Source organism: Caenibacillus caldisaponilyticus (genome assembly GCF_002003465.1).
In the GTDB taxonomy this organism is placed as follows: domain Bacteria; phylum Bacillota; class Bacilli; order Bacillales; family Sporolactobacillaceae; genus Caenibacillus; species Caenibacillus caldisaponilyticus.
On the sequence record NZ_BDDQ01000030.1, the window covers coordinates 34,603 to 50,973 of the forward strand.

The 16,371-nt window shown below is 56.0% G+C and carries 19 protein-coding genes; 15 read left to right on the forward strand and 4 right to left on the reverse strand.

The window, feature by feature from the left end; genetic code table 11:
• Positions 1–60: 60 nt before the first annotated feature.
• The 3 genes from CCB157_RS09760 (at position 61) to CCB157_RS09770 (ending at position 3,027) form a co-directional block, all read left to right on the forward strand.
• Positions 61–927: a 3-hydroxyacyl-CoA dehydrogenase gene (locus tag CCB157_RS09760; protein ID WP_077615712.1), complete on the forward strand. Its 867-nt coding sequence runs from the start codon at positions 61–63 to the stop codon at positions 925–927.
• 3 nt (positions 928–930) lie between these two features.
• The gene (locus CCB157_RS09765) at positions 931–2,130 is read left to right on the forward strand and encodes a thiolase family protein (protein ID WP_077615713.1); all 1,200 of its coding nucleotides are present in this window, start codon (positions 931–933) and stop codon (positions 2,128–2,130) included.
• Positions 2,131–2,250: 120 nt separating this feature from the next.
• Positions 2,251–3,027 carry an enoyl-CoA hydratase-related protein gene (locus CCB157_RS09770; protein ID WP_077615714.1) on the forward strand — a complete coding sequence of 259 codons (777 nt, stop codon included), beginning with the start codon at positions 2,251–2,253 and terminating at the stop codon, positions 3,025–3,027.
• A gap of 287 nt (positions 3,028–3,314) precedes the next feature.
• On the opposite strand, the gene CCB157_RS09775 is transcribed toward CCB157_RS09770, so the two are convergent.
• Positions 3,315–3,836, reverse strand: coding sequence for a gamma carbonic anhydrase family protein (locus tag CCB157_RS09775; protein ID WP_077615715.1), 522 nt, complete (start codon positions 3,834–3,836; stop codon positions 3,315–3,317).
• A 475-nt stretch (positions 3,837–4,311) separates the two neighbouring features.
• Here CCB157_RS09775 and CCB157_RS09780 point away from each other — a divergent pair, with 475 nt between their 5' ends.
• From CCB157_RS09780 to CCB157_RS09800, 5 genes are all read left to right on the forward strand, one after another.
• Positions 4,312–5,292, forward strand: coding sequence for an ABC transporter substrate-binding protein (locus CCB157_RS09780; protein WP_077615771.1), 981 nt, complete (start codon positions 4,312–4,314; stop codon positions 5,290–5,292).
• A gap of 33 nt (positions 5,293–5,325) precedes the next feature.
• Positions 5,326–6,333 carry an ABC transporter permease gene (locus tag CCB157_RS09785; protein ID WP_077615716.1) on the forward strand — a complete coding sequence of 336 codons (1,008 nt, stop codon included), beginning with the start codon at positions 5,326–5,328 and terminating at the stop codon, positions 6,331–6,333.
• Positions 6,320–7,150, forward strand: a complete 831-nt coding sequence (locus CCB157_RS09790) for an ABC transporter ATP-binding protein (protein ID WP_077615717.1) — start codon at positions 6,320–6,322, stop codon at positions 7,148–7,150. The genes CCB157_RS09785 and CCB157_RS09790 overlap by 14 nt, the downstream gene beginning before the upstream one ends.
• 181 nt (positions 7,151–7,331) lie before the next feature.
• A complete protein-coding gene (locus tag CCB157_RS09795; protein WP_077615718.1) occupies positions 7,332–7,751 on the forward strand; it encodes a thioesterase family protein in 420 nt (139 codons plus the stop codon).
• 64 nt (positions 7,752–7,815) lie between these two features.
• The gene (locus tag CCB157_RS09800) at positions 7,816–8,919 is read left to right on the forward strand and encodes a Glu/Leu/Phe/Val family dehydrogenase (protein WP_077615719.1); all 1,104 of its coding nucleotides are present in this window, start codon (positions 7,816–7,818) and stop codon (positions 8,917–8,919) included.
• A gap of 173 nt (positions 8,920–9,092) precedes the next feature.
• Here CCB157_RS09800 and CCB157_RS09805 read toward each other — a convergent pair whose 3' ends face one another.
• Positions 9,093–9,356, reverse strand: a complete 264-nt coding sequence (locus CCB157_RS09805; protein WP_077615720.1) for a hypothetical protein — start codon at positions 9,354–9,356, stop codon at positions 9,093–9,095.
• 133 nt (positions 9,357–9,489) lie between these two features.
• On the opposite strand from CCB157_RS09805, the gene CCB157_RS09810 reads away from it, so the two are divergent.
• The gene (locus CCB157_RS09810; protein ID WP_077615721.1) at positions 9,490–9,735 is read left to right on the forward strand and encodes a hypothetical protein; all 246 of its coding nucleotides are present in this window, start codon (positions 9,490–9,492) and stop codon (positions 9,733–9,735) included.
• Positions 9,736–9,742: 7 nt separating this feature from the next.
• On the opposite strand, the gene CCB157_RS18230 is transcribed toward CCB157_RS09810, so the two are convergent.
• A complete protein-coding gene (locus CCB157_RS18230) occupies positions 9,743–10,300 on the reverse strand; it encodes a helix-turn-helix domain-containing protein (protein ID WP_158077273.1) in 558 nt (185 codons plus the stop codon).
• 141 nt (positions 10,301–10,441) lie between these two features.
• Here CCB157_RS18230 and CCB157_RS09820 point away from each other — a divergent pair, with 141 nt between their 5' ends.
• From CCB157_RS09820 to CCB157_RS09840, 6 genes are all read left to right on the forward strand, one after another.
• Positions 10,442–11,188 carry an AzlC family ABC transporter permease gene (locus tag CCB157_RS09820; protein ID WP_274519630.1) on the forward strand — a complete coding sequence of 249 codons (747 nt, stop codon included), beginning with the start codon at positions 10,442–10,444 and terminating at the stop codon, positions 11,186–11,188.
• Positions 11,178–11,510 carry an AzlD domain-containing protein gene (locus CCB157_RS09825; RefSeq protein WP_077615723.1) on the forward strand — a complete coding sequence of 111 codons (333 nt, stop codon included), beginning with the start codon at positions 11,178–11,180 and terminating at the stop codon, positions 11,508–11,510. The genes CCB157_RS09820 and CCB157_RS09825 overlap by 11 nt, the downstream gene beginning before the upstream one ends.
• 148 nt (positions 11,511–11,658) lie before the next feature.
• Positions 11,659–11,796: a hypothetical protein gene (locus tag CCB157_RS17625; protein ID WP_158077274.1), complete on the forward strand. Its 138-nt coding sequence runs from the start codon at positions 11,659–11,661 to the stop codon at positions 11,794–11,796.
• Positions 11,797–12,265: 469 nt separating this feature from the next.
• The gene (locus CCB157_RS09830; protein WP_077615724.1) at positions 12,266–13,534 is read left to right on the forward strand and encodes a M48 family metallopeptidase; all 1,269 of its coding nucleotides are present in this window, start codon (positions 12,266–12,268) and stop codon (positions 13,532–13,534) included.
• 256 nt (positions 13,535–13,790) lie between these two features.
• Entirely contained in the window at positions 13,791–14,474 is a 684-nt protein-coding gene (rpiA, locus tag CCB157_RS09835; protein ID WP_077615773.1) for a ribose-5-phosphate isomerase RpiA, read from the forward strand.
• Between the two features lie 86 nt (positions 14,475–14,560).
• A complete protein-coding gene (locus tag CCB157_RS09840; RefSeq protein WP_077615725.1) occupies positions 14,561–15,664 on the forward strand; it encodes a D-alanine--D-alanine ligase in 1,104 nt (367 codons plus the stop codon).
• Positions 15,665–16,115: 451 nt separating this feature from the next.
• Here CCB157_RS09840 and CCB157_RS09845 read toward each other — a convergent pair whose 3' ends face one another.
• Positions 16,116–16,328: a DUF1657 domain-containing protein gene (locus CCB157_RS09845; protein ID WP_439951316.1), complete on the reverse strand. Its 213-nt coding sequence runs from the start codon at positions 16,326–16,328 to the stop codon at positions 16,116–16,118.
• Between the last annotated feature and the right edge of the window lie 43 nt (positions 16,329–16,371).

Consider the following 16,371-nt stretch of genomic DNA (forward strand, 5'->3'; position numbering starts at 1 on the left):
CCGAAGGCTCGCCTTTTCCGTTGCGCTACAGCATAGTTCGGGCAAAGGAGGATGATGACCATGACGGAACAGATCACCGTTGTCGGAGCGGGCGTCATGGGCCGGGGCATCGCTTATGTGGCGGCGCTGGCCGGTTTTAAGGTCCATGTCGTCGATGTACAGCATCGCGCCCTTCAAAGCGCCGCAAAAGAGATCGCCTCTCTTTTCCAAAAAGCCATCGCCCGGGGCCAGTTGACGCCAGACGAGGCTTATGTGGTGCAAGACCGGTTGTCTTATTTTACGGATTTAGAGAAAGCCGTCAATCAAGCCGATTTCGTCATTGAAGCGGTGCCCGAAAAAGCCGAGGTGAAGCGGGCGGTCTTTGCGGCCCTCGACCGGCACGCGCCCGAACATTGCGTGCTCGCCACCAACACGTCGACGATGAGCCCGACGGAAATCGGCTCGTACACCCAACGGCCCGAAGCGGTTATCGCCATGCATTTTTTTAATCCTGTCCATAAAATGCCGCTCGTCGAAATCGTACGCGGGTTGGCGACGGCGGATGCGACGGTCGCGCGCACGGAGGCAGTCGCTAGGAAAATGGGGAAGGAAACGGTGACCGTCAACGACTTTCCGGGGTTCGTGACGAGCCGGCTCAGCGCCCTCATCGGCAACGAGGCGTTTTACATGCTGCAGGAAGGCGTCGCGTCAGCGGAAGCGATCGACAAAGCGGTGAAGCTCGGCCTTCATTTTCCGATGGGGCCGTTTGAACTCGCCGACCTCGTCGGGCTCGACACGCGCTTGAATAACTTGCGCTACCTTCATGAAAAGCTCGGGGAAAAATACCGGCCCGCTCCGCTTTTGGAACAATACGTAAACGCCGGACGCCTCGGGAGAAAAACGGGACGCGGTGTTTACGATTATCGCGGAAAAGAACAGGAGGATTGACCGATGCGCGAGGTCGTGATCATCGATGCGGTGCGCACGCCGATCGGCCGGTACAAAGGCGCATTGAAGAACGTCCGCCCCGACGACATGGCGGCGCACGTCATCCGCGCTCTGCTCGACCGGCAGCCGGCTGTGTCGGAAGATGAAATCGAAGAGGTCGTCTTCGGCAATGCCAACGGCGCCGGCGAGGAAAACCGCAACGTCGCGCGCATGGCCGCGCTTCTCGCCGGACTGCCGGTGTCGGTCACCGGCGTGACCGTCAACCGCCTTTGCGCCTCGAGCCTTGATGCTGTCAACATCGCGGCCCAAGCAATCATGGCGGGCGCCGGCGACATCTACATCGCCGGCGGGACGGAAAGCATGACGCGGGCTCCGTACGTCATGGCGAAGCCGGAGATCGATTTTCCGCGCGGAACGATGGAACTCTTTGATACGACGATCGGATGGCGCTTTGTCAATGAAAAATTGGCGGCGCGTTACGGAACCGACAGCATGCCGCAAACGGCCGAAACCGTGGCCCGCCGCTTCGGCGTGACGAGAGAGGAGCAGGACGCTTTTGCCTATCGCAGCCAAATGCGCGCCAAAGAGGCCATCCAAGCCGGCCGATTGAAAGATGAAATCGTCCCCGTCACGGTCATCGATCGGAAGGGGACGGCGGCGGTCGTCGCGGCGGACGAACACCCCCGTCCCGATACGACGCCTGAGAAGCTCGCAAAATTAAAGCCGTTATTTGAGGGCGGAACGGTGACGGCGGGCAATTCATCCGGCATAAACGACGGCGCGAGCGCGCTGCTTTTAATGAGCGGCGACGCGGCGCGGCGGCTTGGCCTCAAACCGTTGGCGCGCTTCGTGGCGAGCGCCAACGCCGGAGTTGCGCCTGAGGTGATGGGGCTCGGCCCGATTCCCGCCACCCGAAAAGCGCTCAAACGGGCGGGTTGGGCGATTCGCGATCTCGATCTCGTCGAATTAAATGAAGCTTTCGCCTCCCAAGCGTTGGTCTGTATCCGCGAGCTCGGTCTCAATCCGGACATCGTGAATGTCAACGGCGGGGCGATCGCTTTCGGTCATCCGCTGGGGGCGAGCGGCGCCCGCATTCTGACGACGCTTTTGCATGAAATGAAGCGCCGCGGGGCGAAACGCGGGCTAGCCACCATGTGCGTCGGCGTCGGACAAGGGGTGGCCACGTTGGTCGAGGCCGTCTAGTAACCCGTGAACCGGCCGGAAGAGCGCCCGGGATTCTGCGAGTCAGAACAAAATGCAGGATCTGGCCCGGTTGACGCTCTTAAGAAACACATCCAAAGAAGACGGGGAGGGAGAATAACGATGGCCACGGTTCTCTTTGAAAAGAAAAATGGAATCGGTTATGTCACGATTCATCGTCCCGAAGTCATGAACAGCTTCAATTACAGCACCTTGTTGGCATTAGAGGAAATCGTCGAGGCGCTGACGGTCGACAACGAGGTCCGCGTCGTCATTTTTACCGGGGCCGGGGATAAGGCCTTCAGCGCCGGCGCGGATTTGAAGGAAAGGCGGACGCTTTCGGAACAGGAAGTGCGCCGCAATGTAAAGAAAATCGGCGACGTCTTTCAGCGCATCGATGAACTGCCGCAGCCGACGATCGCCGCGATCAACGGTTATGCCTTTGGCGGCGGTTTTGAACTGGCCCTTGCCTGCGATTTTCGCATTGCCGCCCGCCATGCCCAAATCGGGCTCACCGAGACGAGCATGGCGATCATTCCCGGCGCGGGCGGCACCCAGCGGCTGCCGCGTTTGATCGGCACGGCCCGCGCCCTTGAACTCATTTTGACGGCAAAAAAGCTGACCGCGGAAGAGGCATTGGCATACGGCATTCTAACGCGCGTCGTCGATGGCTCCGAGCTGATGGCGGCTTGCGAGGCCTTCGCCGCCGCCATGCTCAAAAACGGGCCGATCGCTTTGCAACAGGCAAAATTCGCGATCAAGCAAGGCATGGACACCGACTTGAAGACCGGGCTTAAAATCGAATCGAAAGCGTATGAAGTGACAATACCGACAAAAGACCGCGTCGAAGCGCTCCAAGCGTTCAGCGAGAAGCGGCCGCCGCGCTTCACCGGCGAGTGAAGGATGGCGTTGGCGACATCGCTTGACCGTGCGCGGCATGGTTTGTTATCTCGCGATTGGGAAGGATGGAGAAGACGATCGATATCGCCCCGAAACTGACCGCGTTCACTTCATCGGCAAACCGCCTGTCTTGGCGGCGCTTATCTTGGCTGAGCCATTTTCATTTTCTTGTTGTGCCTCGGGGAAAAACAGATGCGGATGTGCAAGGCGGGGAGAGAATGAGCCGATGGTTGTCCGTTCCAAAACGCCGCCTTTCCGTTTTTTCAGCGGAAAGGCGGCGTTTTTATTTAAGCTCTCTGATTCTGCTCGGCTTTAAATATTTGTGCCTTTTGTTCATAGATTTCAACGGTCGCCTTCAGCGTTTGAAAATCGCGCTCGGTCAACTCACGTACGACTTTGCCGGGCGCGCCCATGACCATGGTGCGCGGCGGGATTTTTTTGCCGGGCGGAACGAGCGCGCCGGCCGCGATGAACGCTTCTTCGCCGATTTCCGCCCCGTCGAGCACGGTCGCGCCCATGCCGATGAGGGCGCCGCGGCGGACGATGCAGCCGTGCAAGATGGCGTTGTGGCCGACGGACACCTCATCTTCCAGGACGACGGGAAAGCCCTCATATAGATGGATCATGCAGTTATCTTGGATGTTGCAACGCCGGCCGATGGTGATCGGCCCTTCATCGCCGCGGATGACGGTGTTGAACCAAACGCTTGAGCGCTCCCCGATCGTGACGTCTCCGATGATTTTCGCCCCTTCCGCCACGTAAACGCTCTCATGAACGTTTGGAACATGCGATTGAAATTTGAGCAGCATCCGGATCCCTCCTGATTGAGCCTTTAAGACTACGCCGGTACAGAATCTTTAGATCGTCAAAACCAGTATAACATTTACGGGCTGGATCGGCATGATGAACGCGCCGTGACAATAAGCGACTATCCGCCGTCCGAACATTCTATCCGAACATTCTTGGCGGCGCGGGCAACGGACGCCGTTTCGGATGAACGGAGGCGATTTTTCAAAGCGGGATGTTCTGAAAGATGATTCGCCTTTGGCGGGAAAGCGTCCCTTTCGGCGCGGCACAAAATGGCCGCTGATTGCGGCGGCCGCGCTGAAGGAATCGGCGCCGGCGTGACGATTCATGATGAAAGAAGTCGACGGCCATCCCGAAAATTATGTGTTAAACGATCGGCGGATTTCCTTTACAATTGCATTAATATAATTAATTTAACGACGATTAAAAGAGGAGGACCAATCGGTGAAAAAGCCCGCGTGTATCCTGCTCGGCTTGATGATCTTCGCCTTGACGGCCCTCGGCGGATGCGGCGACAAGGCGTCGACGGAAGGCAAAAAAGGCGAGGGCGGCAAAAAGACCTACACGGTCGGCGTCACGCAGATCGTCGAACACCCGTCGCTTGACGCCGCGTTTGCAGGGTTTAAAAAAGGAATGGCGGATGCCGGCCTTAAAGAAGGCGTCAACGTCAAATACATTGTGAAGAATGCGCAAAATGACAAGACGACGAACCAAACGATCGCCGATGCTTTCGCCGCCGATAAAGTCGATCTGATTTTTGCCAACTCGACGCCGAGCGCTCAGGCGGCACTCAACGCGACCAAAGACATTCCGATCGTCTTCACTTCGGTCACCGATCCGGTCGGATCGGGGCTCGTCCAATCGATCGAAAACCCGGGGGGCAACGTGACCGGAACGAGCGATACGCATCCCGAAGCGATCCCGGATACGATCAAGTTTATGAACGGACAGTTTAATTTCAAAAACGTCGGCACGATCTACAACGCCGGCGAGACCAATTCGGTCGCGCAAATCCGTACCATTAAAGAAGCGATGAAGGGCACCGGCTTGAAGCTTGTCGAGAAAACGGTGACGAATTCTTCTGAAGTGTTGCAAGCCGCGCAATCATTGGTCGGCAAGGTCGACGCGATTTACATCGTTACGGACAATACGGTCGTCAGCGCATTTGAATCGGTTTTGAAAGTCGCCGATGAAAACGACATACCGGTCTTTGCCGGGGAGCTGGATTCGGTTCGGCGCGGCGCGTTTGCCGCTTACGGATTCGAGTATTCGGACATCGGCTACCAAGCCGGGCAAATGGCGGCCAAGATTTTAAAAGACGGGAAAAAACCAGCGGACATTCCTGTCGAGTACCCCAAGCATTTAAAACTATTGATCAACAAAACGGCGGCCGAAAAGATGGGCGTGCACCTTAAGCCCGAATGGGACGGCATGGCGGAGTACTTTACGCAAAAGTAAACGATGGGGGAAGCGAACGGAGGGAAAGGATCAATGTTTGCATCCATCTTTGGAGCTCTCGAATCCGGCATCATTTTTGCGATTATGGCACTGGGCGTTTACCTCTCGTTCCGGGTCCTTGACTTCCCCGATCTGACGGTGGACGGCAGTTTCGTCACCGGCGCCGGCACGGCCGCCGCCATGATCACCCGCGGGCTCGACCCGATCTTGGCGACGGCCTGCGGCACGCTCGCCGGATTCATCGCCGGCTGCTTCACCGGTTTGTTGCACACAAAGGGGAAAATCCATGCGCTCCTGTCCGGGATTCTCATGATGATCGCGCTCTGGTCGATCAACTTGAGGATCATGGAAGACGCGGCCAACATCCCGCTTCTCGGCAAACACACGCTCATGACCGAAATGGCGGATTTCGCGAAGATCACGGGGCTCGATGCATCGCTCAATGCCGCGCTTAAAGCGGTCGGGCTCGGGGAAAGCTTGCCACGGACGTGGGGCATTTTGATCCTCATGCTCGCCCTCACGCTCATCATCAAAATGTTGAACGATTGGTTTTTGCAGACGGAAATCGGCCTCGTGCTCCGGGCCACGGGCGACAACAAGCGGATGAGCCGAAGCTTTTCCGCCAATACGGATCGCCTGACCATTCTTGGCCTTGGGCTGGCGAACGCCTGGGTGGCGCTCTCCGGCGCCATTTACGCCCAGTACGGCGGATTTGCCGACATCGGCATGGGCGTGGGCATGATCATCGTCGGTCTCGCTTCGGTCATCATCGGTGAGGCCTTGTTTGGCACGAAAACGATCGCCCGGACGACGCTGGCAGTTATCGGCGGCGCCATCATCTATCGGATCGTCGTTACACTCGCTTTGCGCATCGAGTTTTTCAAACCGGGGGATTTAAAGCTGATCACGGCGGTCATCGTCGTCCTCGCACTCGTCGTTCCGAAGGCGGTGGACAACCGGCGGGAAAAACGCCGGCGGAAAAGGCGGCAGGCACCGGCGGACGACCGGAACCGGGAGGCGGAGCAACGTGCTGCAACTTAAAAACGTCCATAAGGTTTTTAACGAAGGGCAACCGGATGAGCGGGTTGCGCTCGCCGGCATCGATCTCGAGCTCAAATCCGGGGATTTCGTCACCGTCATCGGATCGAACGGCGCGGGCAAATCGACGCTCATGAACGTGATCACCGGCGTGCTCGCCCCTGATGCCGGAGAGATTTGGATGGACGGCAAGGAGGTGACCCGTCTTCCCGAGTTCAAAAGATCGGCCCGGATCGGCAGGGTCTTTCAAGATCCGATGGCGGGAACCGCCGCTTCGCTCACCATTGAAGAAAACTTGTCGATCGCCTTTACGCGGAACAAAACGCGCACCCTCGCCCGCGGGGTGACGAAGAAGCGGCGCGCCTTTTTCCGCGAACGGTTGGCGGAACTGAATTTGGGGTTGGAAAACCGCTTGACGGCCAAGGTCGGCTCGCTTTCCGGCGGCGAGCGGCAGGCGCTCTCCCTGCTGATGGCCACTTTGACCTATCCGAGTCTTCTTTTGTTGGATGAGCATACCGCCGCCCTCGATCCCGCGCGGGCGGCGCTCATCGCCGAGATGACCGAGCGCATCGTTCGGGCGTCACGGCTCACGACGTTGATGGTGACCCACAACATGCAGCAAGCCATCGCCCTCGGCAACCGCCTCGTGATGATGGACGCGGGCCGCATCGTCGCCGCCTTTGACGAAGAGGAGAAAAAAACGCTCACCATCGAAAAATTATTGGCGGTCTTTCAGCAAATGCGCTCGGCGGCGAGCGACCGGCTTTTGTTGAACGCATTTCCGCCCGGCGCCGGCTTGCCCGGACAAGGGGGAGAGTGAATCCCCTTGTCCATTTATTCGTCGCTTTTCCATGGTCAGAGGCGAAAGGGCGCGGCGCCCTGGGGAATGATCCAGGTGACCACGGAAAACAAGAAGCTTGTCTGACAGCCGGTCAAGGCTGGTGATTTTTGTCAGTCTTTAGGCGGTATTCGTCAATTCGCAGAGGCAAGGAGGGTCCATGATGAAGCCAGGAATGGCGATCGGCCGGACGGCGACGATCACCGCGACAGTCACCCCGGACATGTTCGCGCGATTTGAAGGACAAGTCGTCCATCCGGCGCTTTCAACGGTTTCCATGGTCTATCACATGGAATGGGCGGCGCGGCAAATCATTTTGCCGTATTTGGAAGCGCACGAAGAAGGCATCGGCGCCGCCGTGTCTGTCAAACATCTCGCGCCGACGCCGGAAGGGGAAGCGATCACGGTGACCGCGACGCTGACGGAAATAAAAGGACGCGCCGTCGTCGCGCGGGTGGTCGTCCGCAACCGACGCGGCATCGCCGGGGAAGGCGAGGTGACGCAATTCATTTTGCCGAAAGATGAGATCCGCCGGAAACTCGGGGCGTGCGAGGCGCAGCCGGGTCTAGGGGAACATGAGTAAAAATGAAAGCGTTTTCTTTTTTGGTTAGGGATATTCCGAATGAGCTAAACGGGAGGGAAACGCGATGTTGGCATTCGAGAGAATAAAAGATTATGAACAAGTGATGTTTTGCAATGAACCCGAAAGCGGATTAAAAGCGATCATCGTCATCCACGACACCACTCTCGGTCCGGCGCTCGGGGGAACGCGCATGCAGCCGTACCGAACGGTCGACGACGCCTTGGAGGACGGTCTGCGGCTCGCCAAAGGCATGACTTACAAATGCGCCGCGGCGGATGTCGATTTCGGCGGCGGAAAAGCGATCCTCATCGGCGATCCGCTGACGGATAAATCCCCCGATTTGTTTCGCGCCTTCGGCCAGTTTGTCCAATCGCTGCACGGCCGCTTTTACACGGGGACCGACATGGGGACGAATCCGGAAGATTTCGTCCACGCCCATCGGGAGACGCGTTTCATCGTCGGGCTTCCCGAGACATACGGCGGGCACGGCGATTCGTCCGTTTCCACCGCCCATGGGGTGATTTATGGCATCAAAGCGGTTTTAAAACGGCTTTGGAACGACGAAGAACTCTCAGACAAAGCGTTTGCCGTCCAAGGGTTAGGGAAAGTCGGCTTGAAAGTCGCGAAACGGTTGTTGGAGGCGGGGGCAACGGTTTACGCTACAGACATGAACGGCAACGCGGTGAATGAATTGGCCGCTTACGCCGAGACGACGCGCGGACATTTTTCGGCTTATGAAGGCGACGCGATTTATGACGCCCCGGCCGACATTTTTGTCCCTTGCGCGATCGGCGGCATATTGAACGACCGGACGATCGAGCGCCTTCGGGTGAAAGGCGTGGCCGGTTCGGCGAACAATCAGTTGGCGGAAGACCGCCACGGCAAAGCGCTCGCCGAAGCCGGCATCCTTTATGCGCCGGATTACATCGTCAACGCCGGCGGACTCATTCAAGTCGCCGACGAATTATACGGGCCGAACAAAGAACGGGTGGTTCAAAAGACGCGCCGGATTTACGAAACGCTCAGCGATATTTTTGAAACCGCGGAGCGTGAGGGCATGACGACCGATGAGGCGGCAAACGTGTTCTGTGAAAAGCGCCTGCGCGCCCAAAGCGCACGAAGCCGGTTTTTTTTGCCCGAAAAACCGCCGAAGTGGCGGTTGCGCTAAACATGCGGGTTGGATCCGGGTCAGGCGCTCCCGCCTTTTCAATCCGCAAATCGCGCCCGGTTTCACTGATGGCAAGGCAAACGGCGTCTGCCCTCTGATTACGCCATCCATTCTCCCGTCCGCCTGACAGCGGTTTTGGCCGCCGAAATTTAATCATCGGCCATGCGTTCCGTTCATCTTTGGATCATAATGGAATGGTGAAACGGTTGAAAAGGGGGAACCAATCCTTCCTTGTGAAAAACCGTGGGGTGCCCGCATTTAGCACAAAACGCGGCGTCCGGGCGGTTGACATGGGTACACCCGTCCGAAATCAAACCCGGTTCGTCGGCGCATTTGTTGATGAGCGGAGCGCCGCACTTGATGCAATGAGAATCGTTTTCACCGCCGACGTGTCCGCAGCGCACGCAGACGCGCGGGTCTTCTTTTTTATCCGCCATCGTTTCTCACCTCACGCCATTATATGCACCGGCGGATGGAGACGTCAAAGCGGCTGCGGAGTTTGATATTCACCGGACAAAGGGCCTTTTCCATAGGATATTAAACAGGATGCATGCGGCGGGAGGGTTATCCGTGGCGATTTCGATCAATTTTGCAGCGATCAACGTCAATTCATTAAACCGTGGCGCCTCGGTCTCAATCGGTGAAAACAACCAGCCGGGCTGGACGGCGCACGGGAAGAATAACCTCGGCAACGGTAACTTCTTCGGCATTATTTTCTCCGCCAATCAAATCAATATCATTTTGGATAATGATGTCATCGATATGCCCATAAACGATCAAGACGGCGTTCCGGGCGTCCAAAACCAATCTGTATAGATGTCGTTCAATAATAGTAGATGACCATGACCAAGGCGGCTTCCCGGCCGCCATTATTGATGTAGCGGTGCGGCCGATCGGCGGCAAAACGCAGGCCTTCCCCCGCCACCAACTCATGCGCGCGTCCGCCCAACTCCACAACCATGTTTCCTTCCGTGACCCATAAAAACTCTTCCACGCGGCCGGGGTGCGCTTTCGCCAAATAATCGCAACCGGATTTCAAGCGCACTTCATAAATTTCGAACGGCCTGGCGCCGTTCATCGGAAACACCGGATAAACTTCAAAGCGGCCGCCGTCTTCGTGGATGGGCGAAAGTTCCGTGCGTTTTACGAGGCTTACCGCGTCTTCGGCCTCTTCGATAAAGGCGGTAAACGGCACTTTCAACCCTTCGGCGATCTTCCACAGCGTGCTCACCGTCGGATTGGAAAGCGCCCGTTCGATTTGGACGAGCATCGGCTTGCTCACGCCGCATCGTTCGGCGCAAGCTTCCAAACTCAAGCCTTGGGCGAGCCGGATGGCCCGCAACCTCCGGCCGATGCGCTCGTTCAGCTCCCGCTTTTCCACGGACGGATCCCCCTTGTTCACTTCGCAAAATTTCTTTTGAAAAAAAAGTCAAAATAACCTACAATTATTATATTATATTATTAAAATTTGCACGACAGCTAATCTGATCGGACGATTTGAGGGAGCAGAGGTGAGGAGAGGGTGCTTTCCCATTCATCGGCGGAAAAAGTGAAAAGCGGCGATTGGTGGAGCGGGGTTAAAGCGGGCATCCCGATTGCCATCGGCTATATGCCGATCGCTTTAACCTTCGGATTGCTCGCCCGGACCACCGGTTTAACATTTGCCGAGGCGGCGGCGATGAGCCTTTTCGTTTACGCCGGCGCTTCGCAATTCATGGCGCTGCAAATGATTGCCGGCGGCACCGGGCCGCTCGAGATTATCCTCGCCACGTTTATCGTGAACATCCGCCACTTTCTGATGACCGCATCGATTGGCGAGCGCATGAAAGAACCGTCGCGCCTCAAGCGGGCGCTCATCGCGTACGGCATTACCGATGAAACGTTCTCCGTCGCCTCGCTAAACCGCGAGTGCGTCGGGACTTCCTACATGGGCGGCTTGATCGTGATGGCGTACGGGACTTGGAACGTCTTCACTTGGATCGGTTATGCGGCGGGCGCCAGCCTTCCCGGCGTTCTTCAAAAGAGCATGGGGATCGCCTTGTACGCCATGTTCATCGGGCTCGTTGTGCCTTCGTTAAAAAAAGAGCGGAAGGCGCTCGCGATATTTCTCATGTCGGCGGGTTTGTCCACGCTCTTATCCTTCTTTCTGTCCGCGGGTTGGGCGATTGTGTGGTCCACGCTGATCGCCGCGGTGGCGGTGGAAATTTTATTCCTTCGCAAAAAATCGGAAGTCGATAAGAAACAGGCGGGTGGCGGATATGGACGGTAAATGGCTATGGATGATTTTAGGAATGGGCGCGGTCACGTATATTCCGCGGATGCTTCCGCTCGTCGCCATGAAAGCGGAAGGCATTCCCCCGTTCTTGCAAGGCATTTTGAAAAACGTGCCGTATGCCGTTCTCGGCGCCCTCATTTTTCCTGCGATCTTCGTCATTCACACCGGCGATTTGCGGCACATCACGACCGGGGACTTTCTTTTCGGGTTGATCGGCGGGGCGGTTGCTTTTATCACCGCTTATCTTGGATGGAACATCATTTTCGTCGTTCTTTCATCCATTGCGATTTTGACGTTGTCCTCCGCCTTGTTCTGATCTTCCGACAACGCGGGCAACGACTGAAGCCGCATTTATGATCTGGAGGCCACCTGTTTTCCTTTTTGTTTGTGGGCCATTTCTCGGCATGAACGCCGTCCCCCCCTTATATACATAAAAATATCCAATCAACCGAGGGGGGATGTCCGTGTGGATCCGTTGGTTCGCGCTTGCGGGTTCCGCCTTCTTTTTCATTACGGCGGGGTTTTTAATCGCCTTTCAGGGCATTGAATTTTTTAAGGCATTCATTCAATTTTTGAACGATTATTTCAACCATCATACTTGATGAATTTGCTTGATATGCGGAAAGCCTCCTCTGAGAAAAGCAGGCAAGCGTTTCACCGGAGAGGCGCGGGGCAAAACAAGGCGATGGCCAAGCTTCACGGGTTCCTCCGTTTTTCTCCAAATGAAAGCCCGCGGGCTTGTGAAGGGTTTTGACCGTTAAGGTCGCCGAGGATCGAATGCCATAGCAAACGCCTTCGGAAGCGCAGTTCTATTTTGGCCGCTAAGGACGACGAAGATCGCCGCCTCGACCGGTCTTTTGTCGGGTTGCCGCATGCCCGGTGCGCATAGGACGGCCCTCCCGATGGATCGGTTCGGTTTGTTTTGACCATCGTCCATCAGGCGTTCCTAGCTGCTTCTTCCCCCGCGGCACGCCGGCGGTTCTAATTTTCCGGATAATGGCTTACACTGTTATTAAGACAAGGGTCGGGCCGCTCCAAGATAAATGAAACGGTCCGGAAATGGGGGATTCGATGAAGAAAGCGGCGTGGTGGTTTCTCGGATTCTATTTGCTCTATATCCTCATCATGGCCGGTTATTTCTTTTGGTGGACGAATTGGGGGGTTCCCGCCGATTACAAGGGAACGGCCGCGGATCCAGAATTGTTCATGACCCACCATCAACTCGTGTTAAGCCAAAACTATTCGAAGCTTCAAGATTGGCTGTATTTCTTGAGCATTCCGCTCAAGTGGGGCGTATATCTCTTTGTCATCGCCTTCGGATTTTCGCGGTGGCTGCGCACGCGGGCCGAAGAGGTGACCCGGTTTTCCGTCGTCCACACCGCCGTTTATTTTTTGGCCTTGTCGATCGTCACATGGCTTATCGCCTTTCCGGTCCATTATGCGGCGCACATGATCTCGCTCCGCTACGGCGTTTCGGTTCAACCCTTTTCGAGTTGGCTGCGCGATGACCTCGTTTCATTCTGGGTGGATTGGGTCATCACCTGGCTTGCGGTGATCGTCATCTATTTTTTCATCCGCAAAAACCCCAAGCGCTGGTGGCTGCCCGTATGGCTCGTGTCCATTCCGTTCACGGTTTTTCTTACATACATCCAACCGGTGGTGATCGATCCGCTATACAATCATTTTAAGCCGCTTTCGGACGGGCATCTAAAACATGAGATTTTGGAGCTTGCGGACAAAGCGAACATTCCGGCGGATAACGTCTATGAAGTCGACATGTCGAAGAAAACGAACGAAATGAACGCCTACGTCAACGGGATCGGGTCGAATTTGCGCATCGTTTTATGGGATACGACGCTCAAGCGTTTGGACGACCGGGAAGTCGAGTTCATCATGGCTCACGAAATGGGCCATTATGTCAAACATCATTTGCTGTGGAGCGTTGCGGGGAGTATATTGGCCATCCTGTTCGGTTTGGTGATCGCGGCGAAACTATATCGGTGTGCGGTCGCGCGTTGGGGCGATGCCCTCGGCCTTCGCGGGCCCTCCGACATCGCCGCCCTCCCGCTTTTGCTCCTGATCTTATCGGTGTTGTCCTTTCTCTTCTCGCCCGTCGAAAACGCCGTATCGCGGTATGCGGAACATTCCGCCGACCGGTACGCGATTGAATTGACGCATGACAAAGAAGCCGGCATTTCGGCGTTTCAAAAACTGACGACCGCCGGGCTCGGCGAGGTCAATCCGCCCGCGCTCGTTCGAATTTTCATCTACGACCACCCAACCATGATGGAAAGGATTCATTTCTTGGAAGAATACGGAAGTTCATCATCCGGCCGGTAACGGAGGAGCCACTAGGCTCCTTTTTTATTGGCTCATGCCGGCGGGCGGTTCTCCTGTTGTACCGAGGACGGCGGAAGAAACGGATGGTTCGAGCAGGGTCCGCATCGCACCCTTAGGGGCGAACGGGCCGCCGGATATGGCAAAAAGAATGCCAACACGAATCCACATCTGTGGTACAATGGGTGCTGGAGCACACGAAAAAGGAGCGGGGCCGATTTTTTTCGGCACGAAACCGAAAAAGAAGGAGATTCTCCGAATGGATATAAAAGCGAGTGAAAAACGGCGGGCCGGCGAAGCGGCTTGCGCTTTTATCCGCGACGGGATGACGGTCGGCCTTGGCACGGGTTCCACTGTCCATTTTACGATTTTAAAGATCGCCGAACGCATCAAAAACGAAGGGTTGAAAATCCGGGCGGTTTCCACTTCCAAGCGAACGACGGAGCTTGCGGAAGCGCACGGGATTCCGATCCGTTCGATCGATGACGTGCCCGAGATCGACGTGACGATCGACGGTTGCGATGAGTTCGATCCGTCATTGCGGGGAATCAAGGGCGGCGGCGGCGCGTTGTTGTTTGAAAAAATCGTCGCCCGCGCTTCGCGGGTCAATATTTGGGTCGCCGACCACTCGAAGCGGGTGGAACAACTGGGCGCCTTCCCCTTGCCCGTCGAAGTCCTCCCCTTCGGCCATACGCATGTGATGAAGACCATGGCCAGCGAAGGGCTGAAGCCCGCTTTGCGCAAAACCCCGGACGGTTCGCCGTACATTACGGACAGCGGGCATTACATCGTCGATCTTCACATCGGAAAAATTGCCCGCCCCGAGGAATTGGCGGCGTGGCTCAACGGCATTCCGGGCGTGATCGAAAACGGCCTGTTTTTGGGAATCGCCGATAAGGTTTTGGTCGCGGAAGGCGACAACGTCGTCACGTATGAACGCTGATCGGACCGTGTTCACCGGTCGCCTTCATGGAATGTTTGAGTAATATGGAAAAAACAGATTTCTATTCGTGAAGAAGGGTGACGGACATGAAGAAAAAACCGACGGTAGCCATCGTGTACGGAGGCAAGTCGGCCGAGTATGAGGTATCGCTTCAAACCGCTTTTTCAGTGATCAACGCGATCGACAAAGAAAAATATAACGTTTTGCCTGTTCATATCACGAACAACGGCGAATGGTTGGAAGGTTCCACCGTGACCGGCAAGCTGACGGACGTCAAGCAGCTCATGCTTGAAGACGGCAAGGAAAAAGGAGAAAAAATCAGCGCCGGAGGGTGGCTGACCCCGGCGGTCGCTGCTGAGGAAAACGAAAACGATAAACCCGACATTGTCTTTCCTCTTTTGCACGGTCCCAACGGTGAAGACGGAACCGTCCAAGGGCTGCTCGAAATCCTCGGCATCGCTTACGTCGGTTCGGGCGTCGCCGGTTCTGCGGCCGGCATGGATAAAATCATGATGAAAGACATCTTTAAAGCCCACGGACTCCCGCAGGCCGATTACATGCGGATTGACCGGCATGAATGGGAGCGCGATCGCAGCGGGTACATTCGCTCGGCGGCAGAAACGATCGGTTTTCCGTGTTTCGTCAAACCGGCGAACAACGGTTCGAGCATCGGCATTAACAAAAGCCACGACGAGAATGAGTTTGTCGGCCACGTGGAGACGGCGTTTCAATACGATCAAAAGGTGATCGTCGAAGCGGCCATCGTCGGCCGCGAGGTGGAAATCGGCGTCATCGGCAACGAAGACTTGGAATTCTCCGTCCCGGGCGAAATCAAACCGAATAAAGAGTTTTACGATTATGAAGCCAAATACAAAGACGGCGATACGACGCTCATCATTCCGGCGGATATTACCGATGAACAGTTGAAAACGATCCGTTCCATAGCGGGCACCGCCTTTAAAATCCTGAATTTGAGCGGTTTGGCACGCGTCGACTTCTTCATCCGCGAGGCGGACGGCCAAGTGTTGATCAATGAAGTCAACACCATGCCCGGTTTTACGCCGTTCAGCATGTTCCCCTTGCTGTGGAAACATACCGGCCTGGAATATCCGGATTTGATCGACCGCCTCATTCAACTCGGCATCGAGCGCCGGCAAGCCCGGGAATCGATCCGTTATCGTTTGGAATAGCGACCTATTTTTTGAAACTTCCACGATTGCCTTTTGTCCGGGAGAAGGTGGACTGAATATATTGGCATTGGACATGATGATCGATGCCGTCGCATCATGTCCCCACCCATACCTCCTCGCTGTTTATGGTCAATATGACACCATGTCATGCCTCCTGCTGGCGGGGCGGCCGGTTCCCGGCTGCCCCGGCTTTATGTACGCCCGGCATGGGTGCGGTGCTATAGGGTGAAAGTCCTGAACGGGGGCTGGCGAGCGCCTACCGTTAGCTGAAGGCAAGGGTGTCCGCCGCGAGGAAAAAGGGTGTGCGATGGCGTTTTGGCGTTCGCCGCAATGATGGATGGATGCAACGCACTCCAGCCGTACTGGTCTTGGATAAAATCCTTTATGTATTCCATCCGTTCATATCAAACATGAAATTTAAGGAAGGCGAAAGGCGCCTTCCTTTTTGGCATTATTGGTTGTATTGCGGTTCTTCCGATTGGACATATTGAAGGCGTTGGTTCAGCTGATCGAGAATGGTTTTTTGTTGTTGGGCTAAGCTTTTGAACATTTGTTTCGCCGCTTGGTCCTGGGTTTCCAAAGCAAAACTGTCGAGGTTTGCCAACGTCGCTTCGCAGCTGGCGATCGTCTGCTGAATTTTCGTGCCGATGGTCAATGTTTTCACCTCCACAACCTTAATATGATTAAAAAACGTCCGGTTATAACGG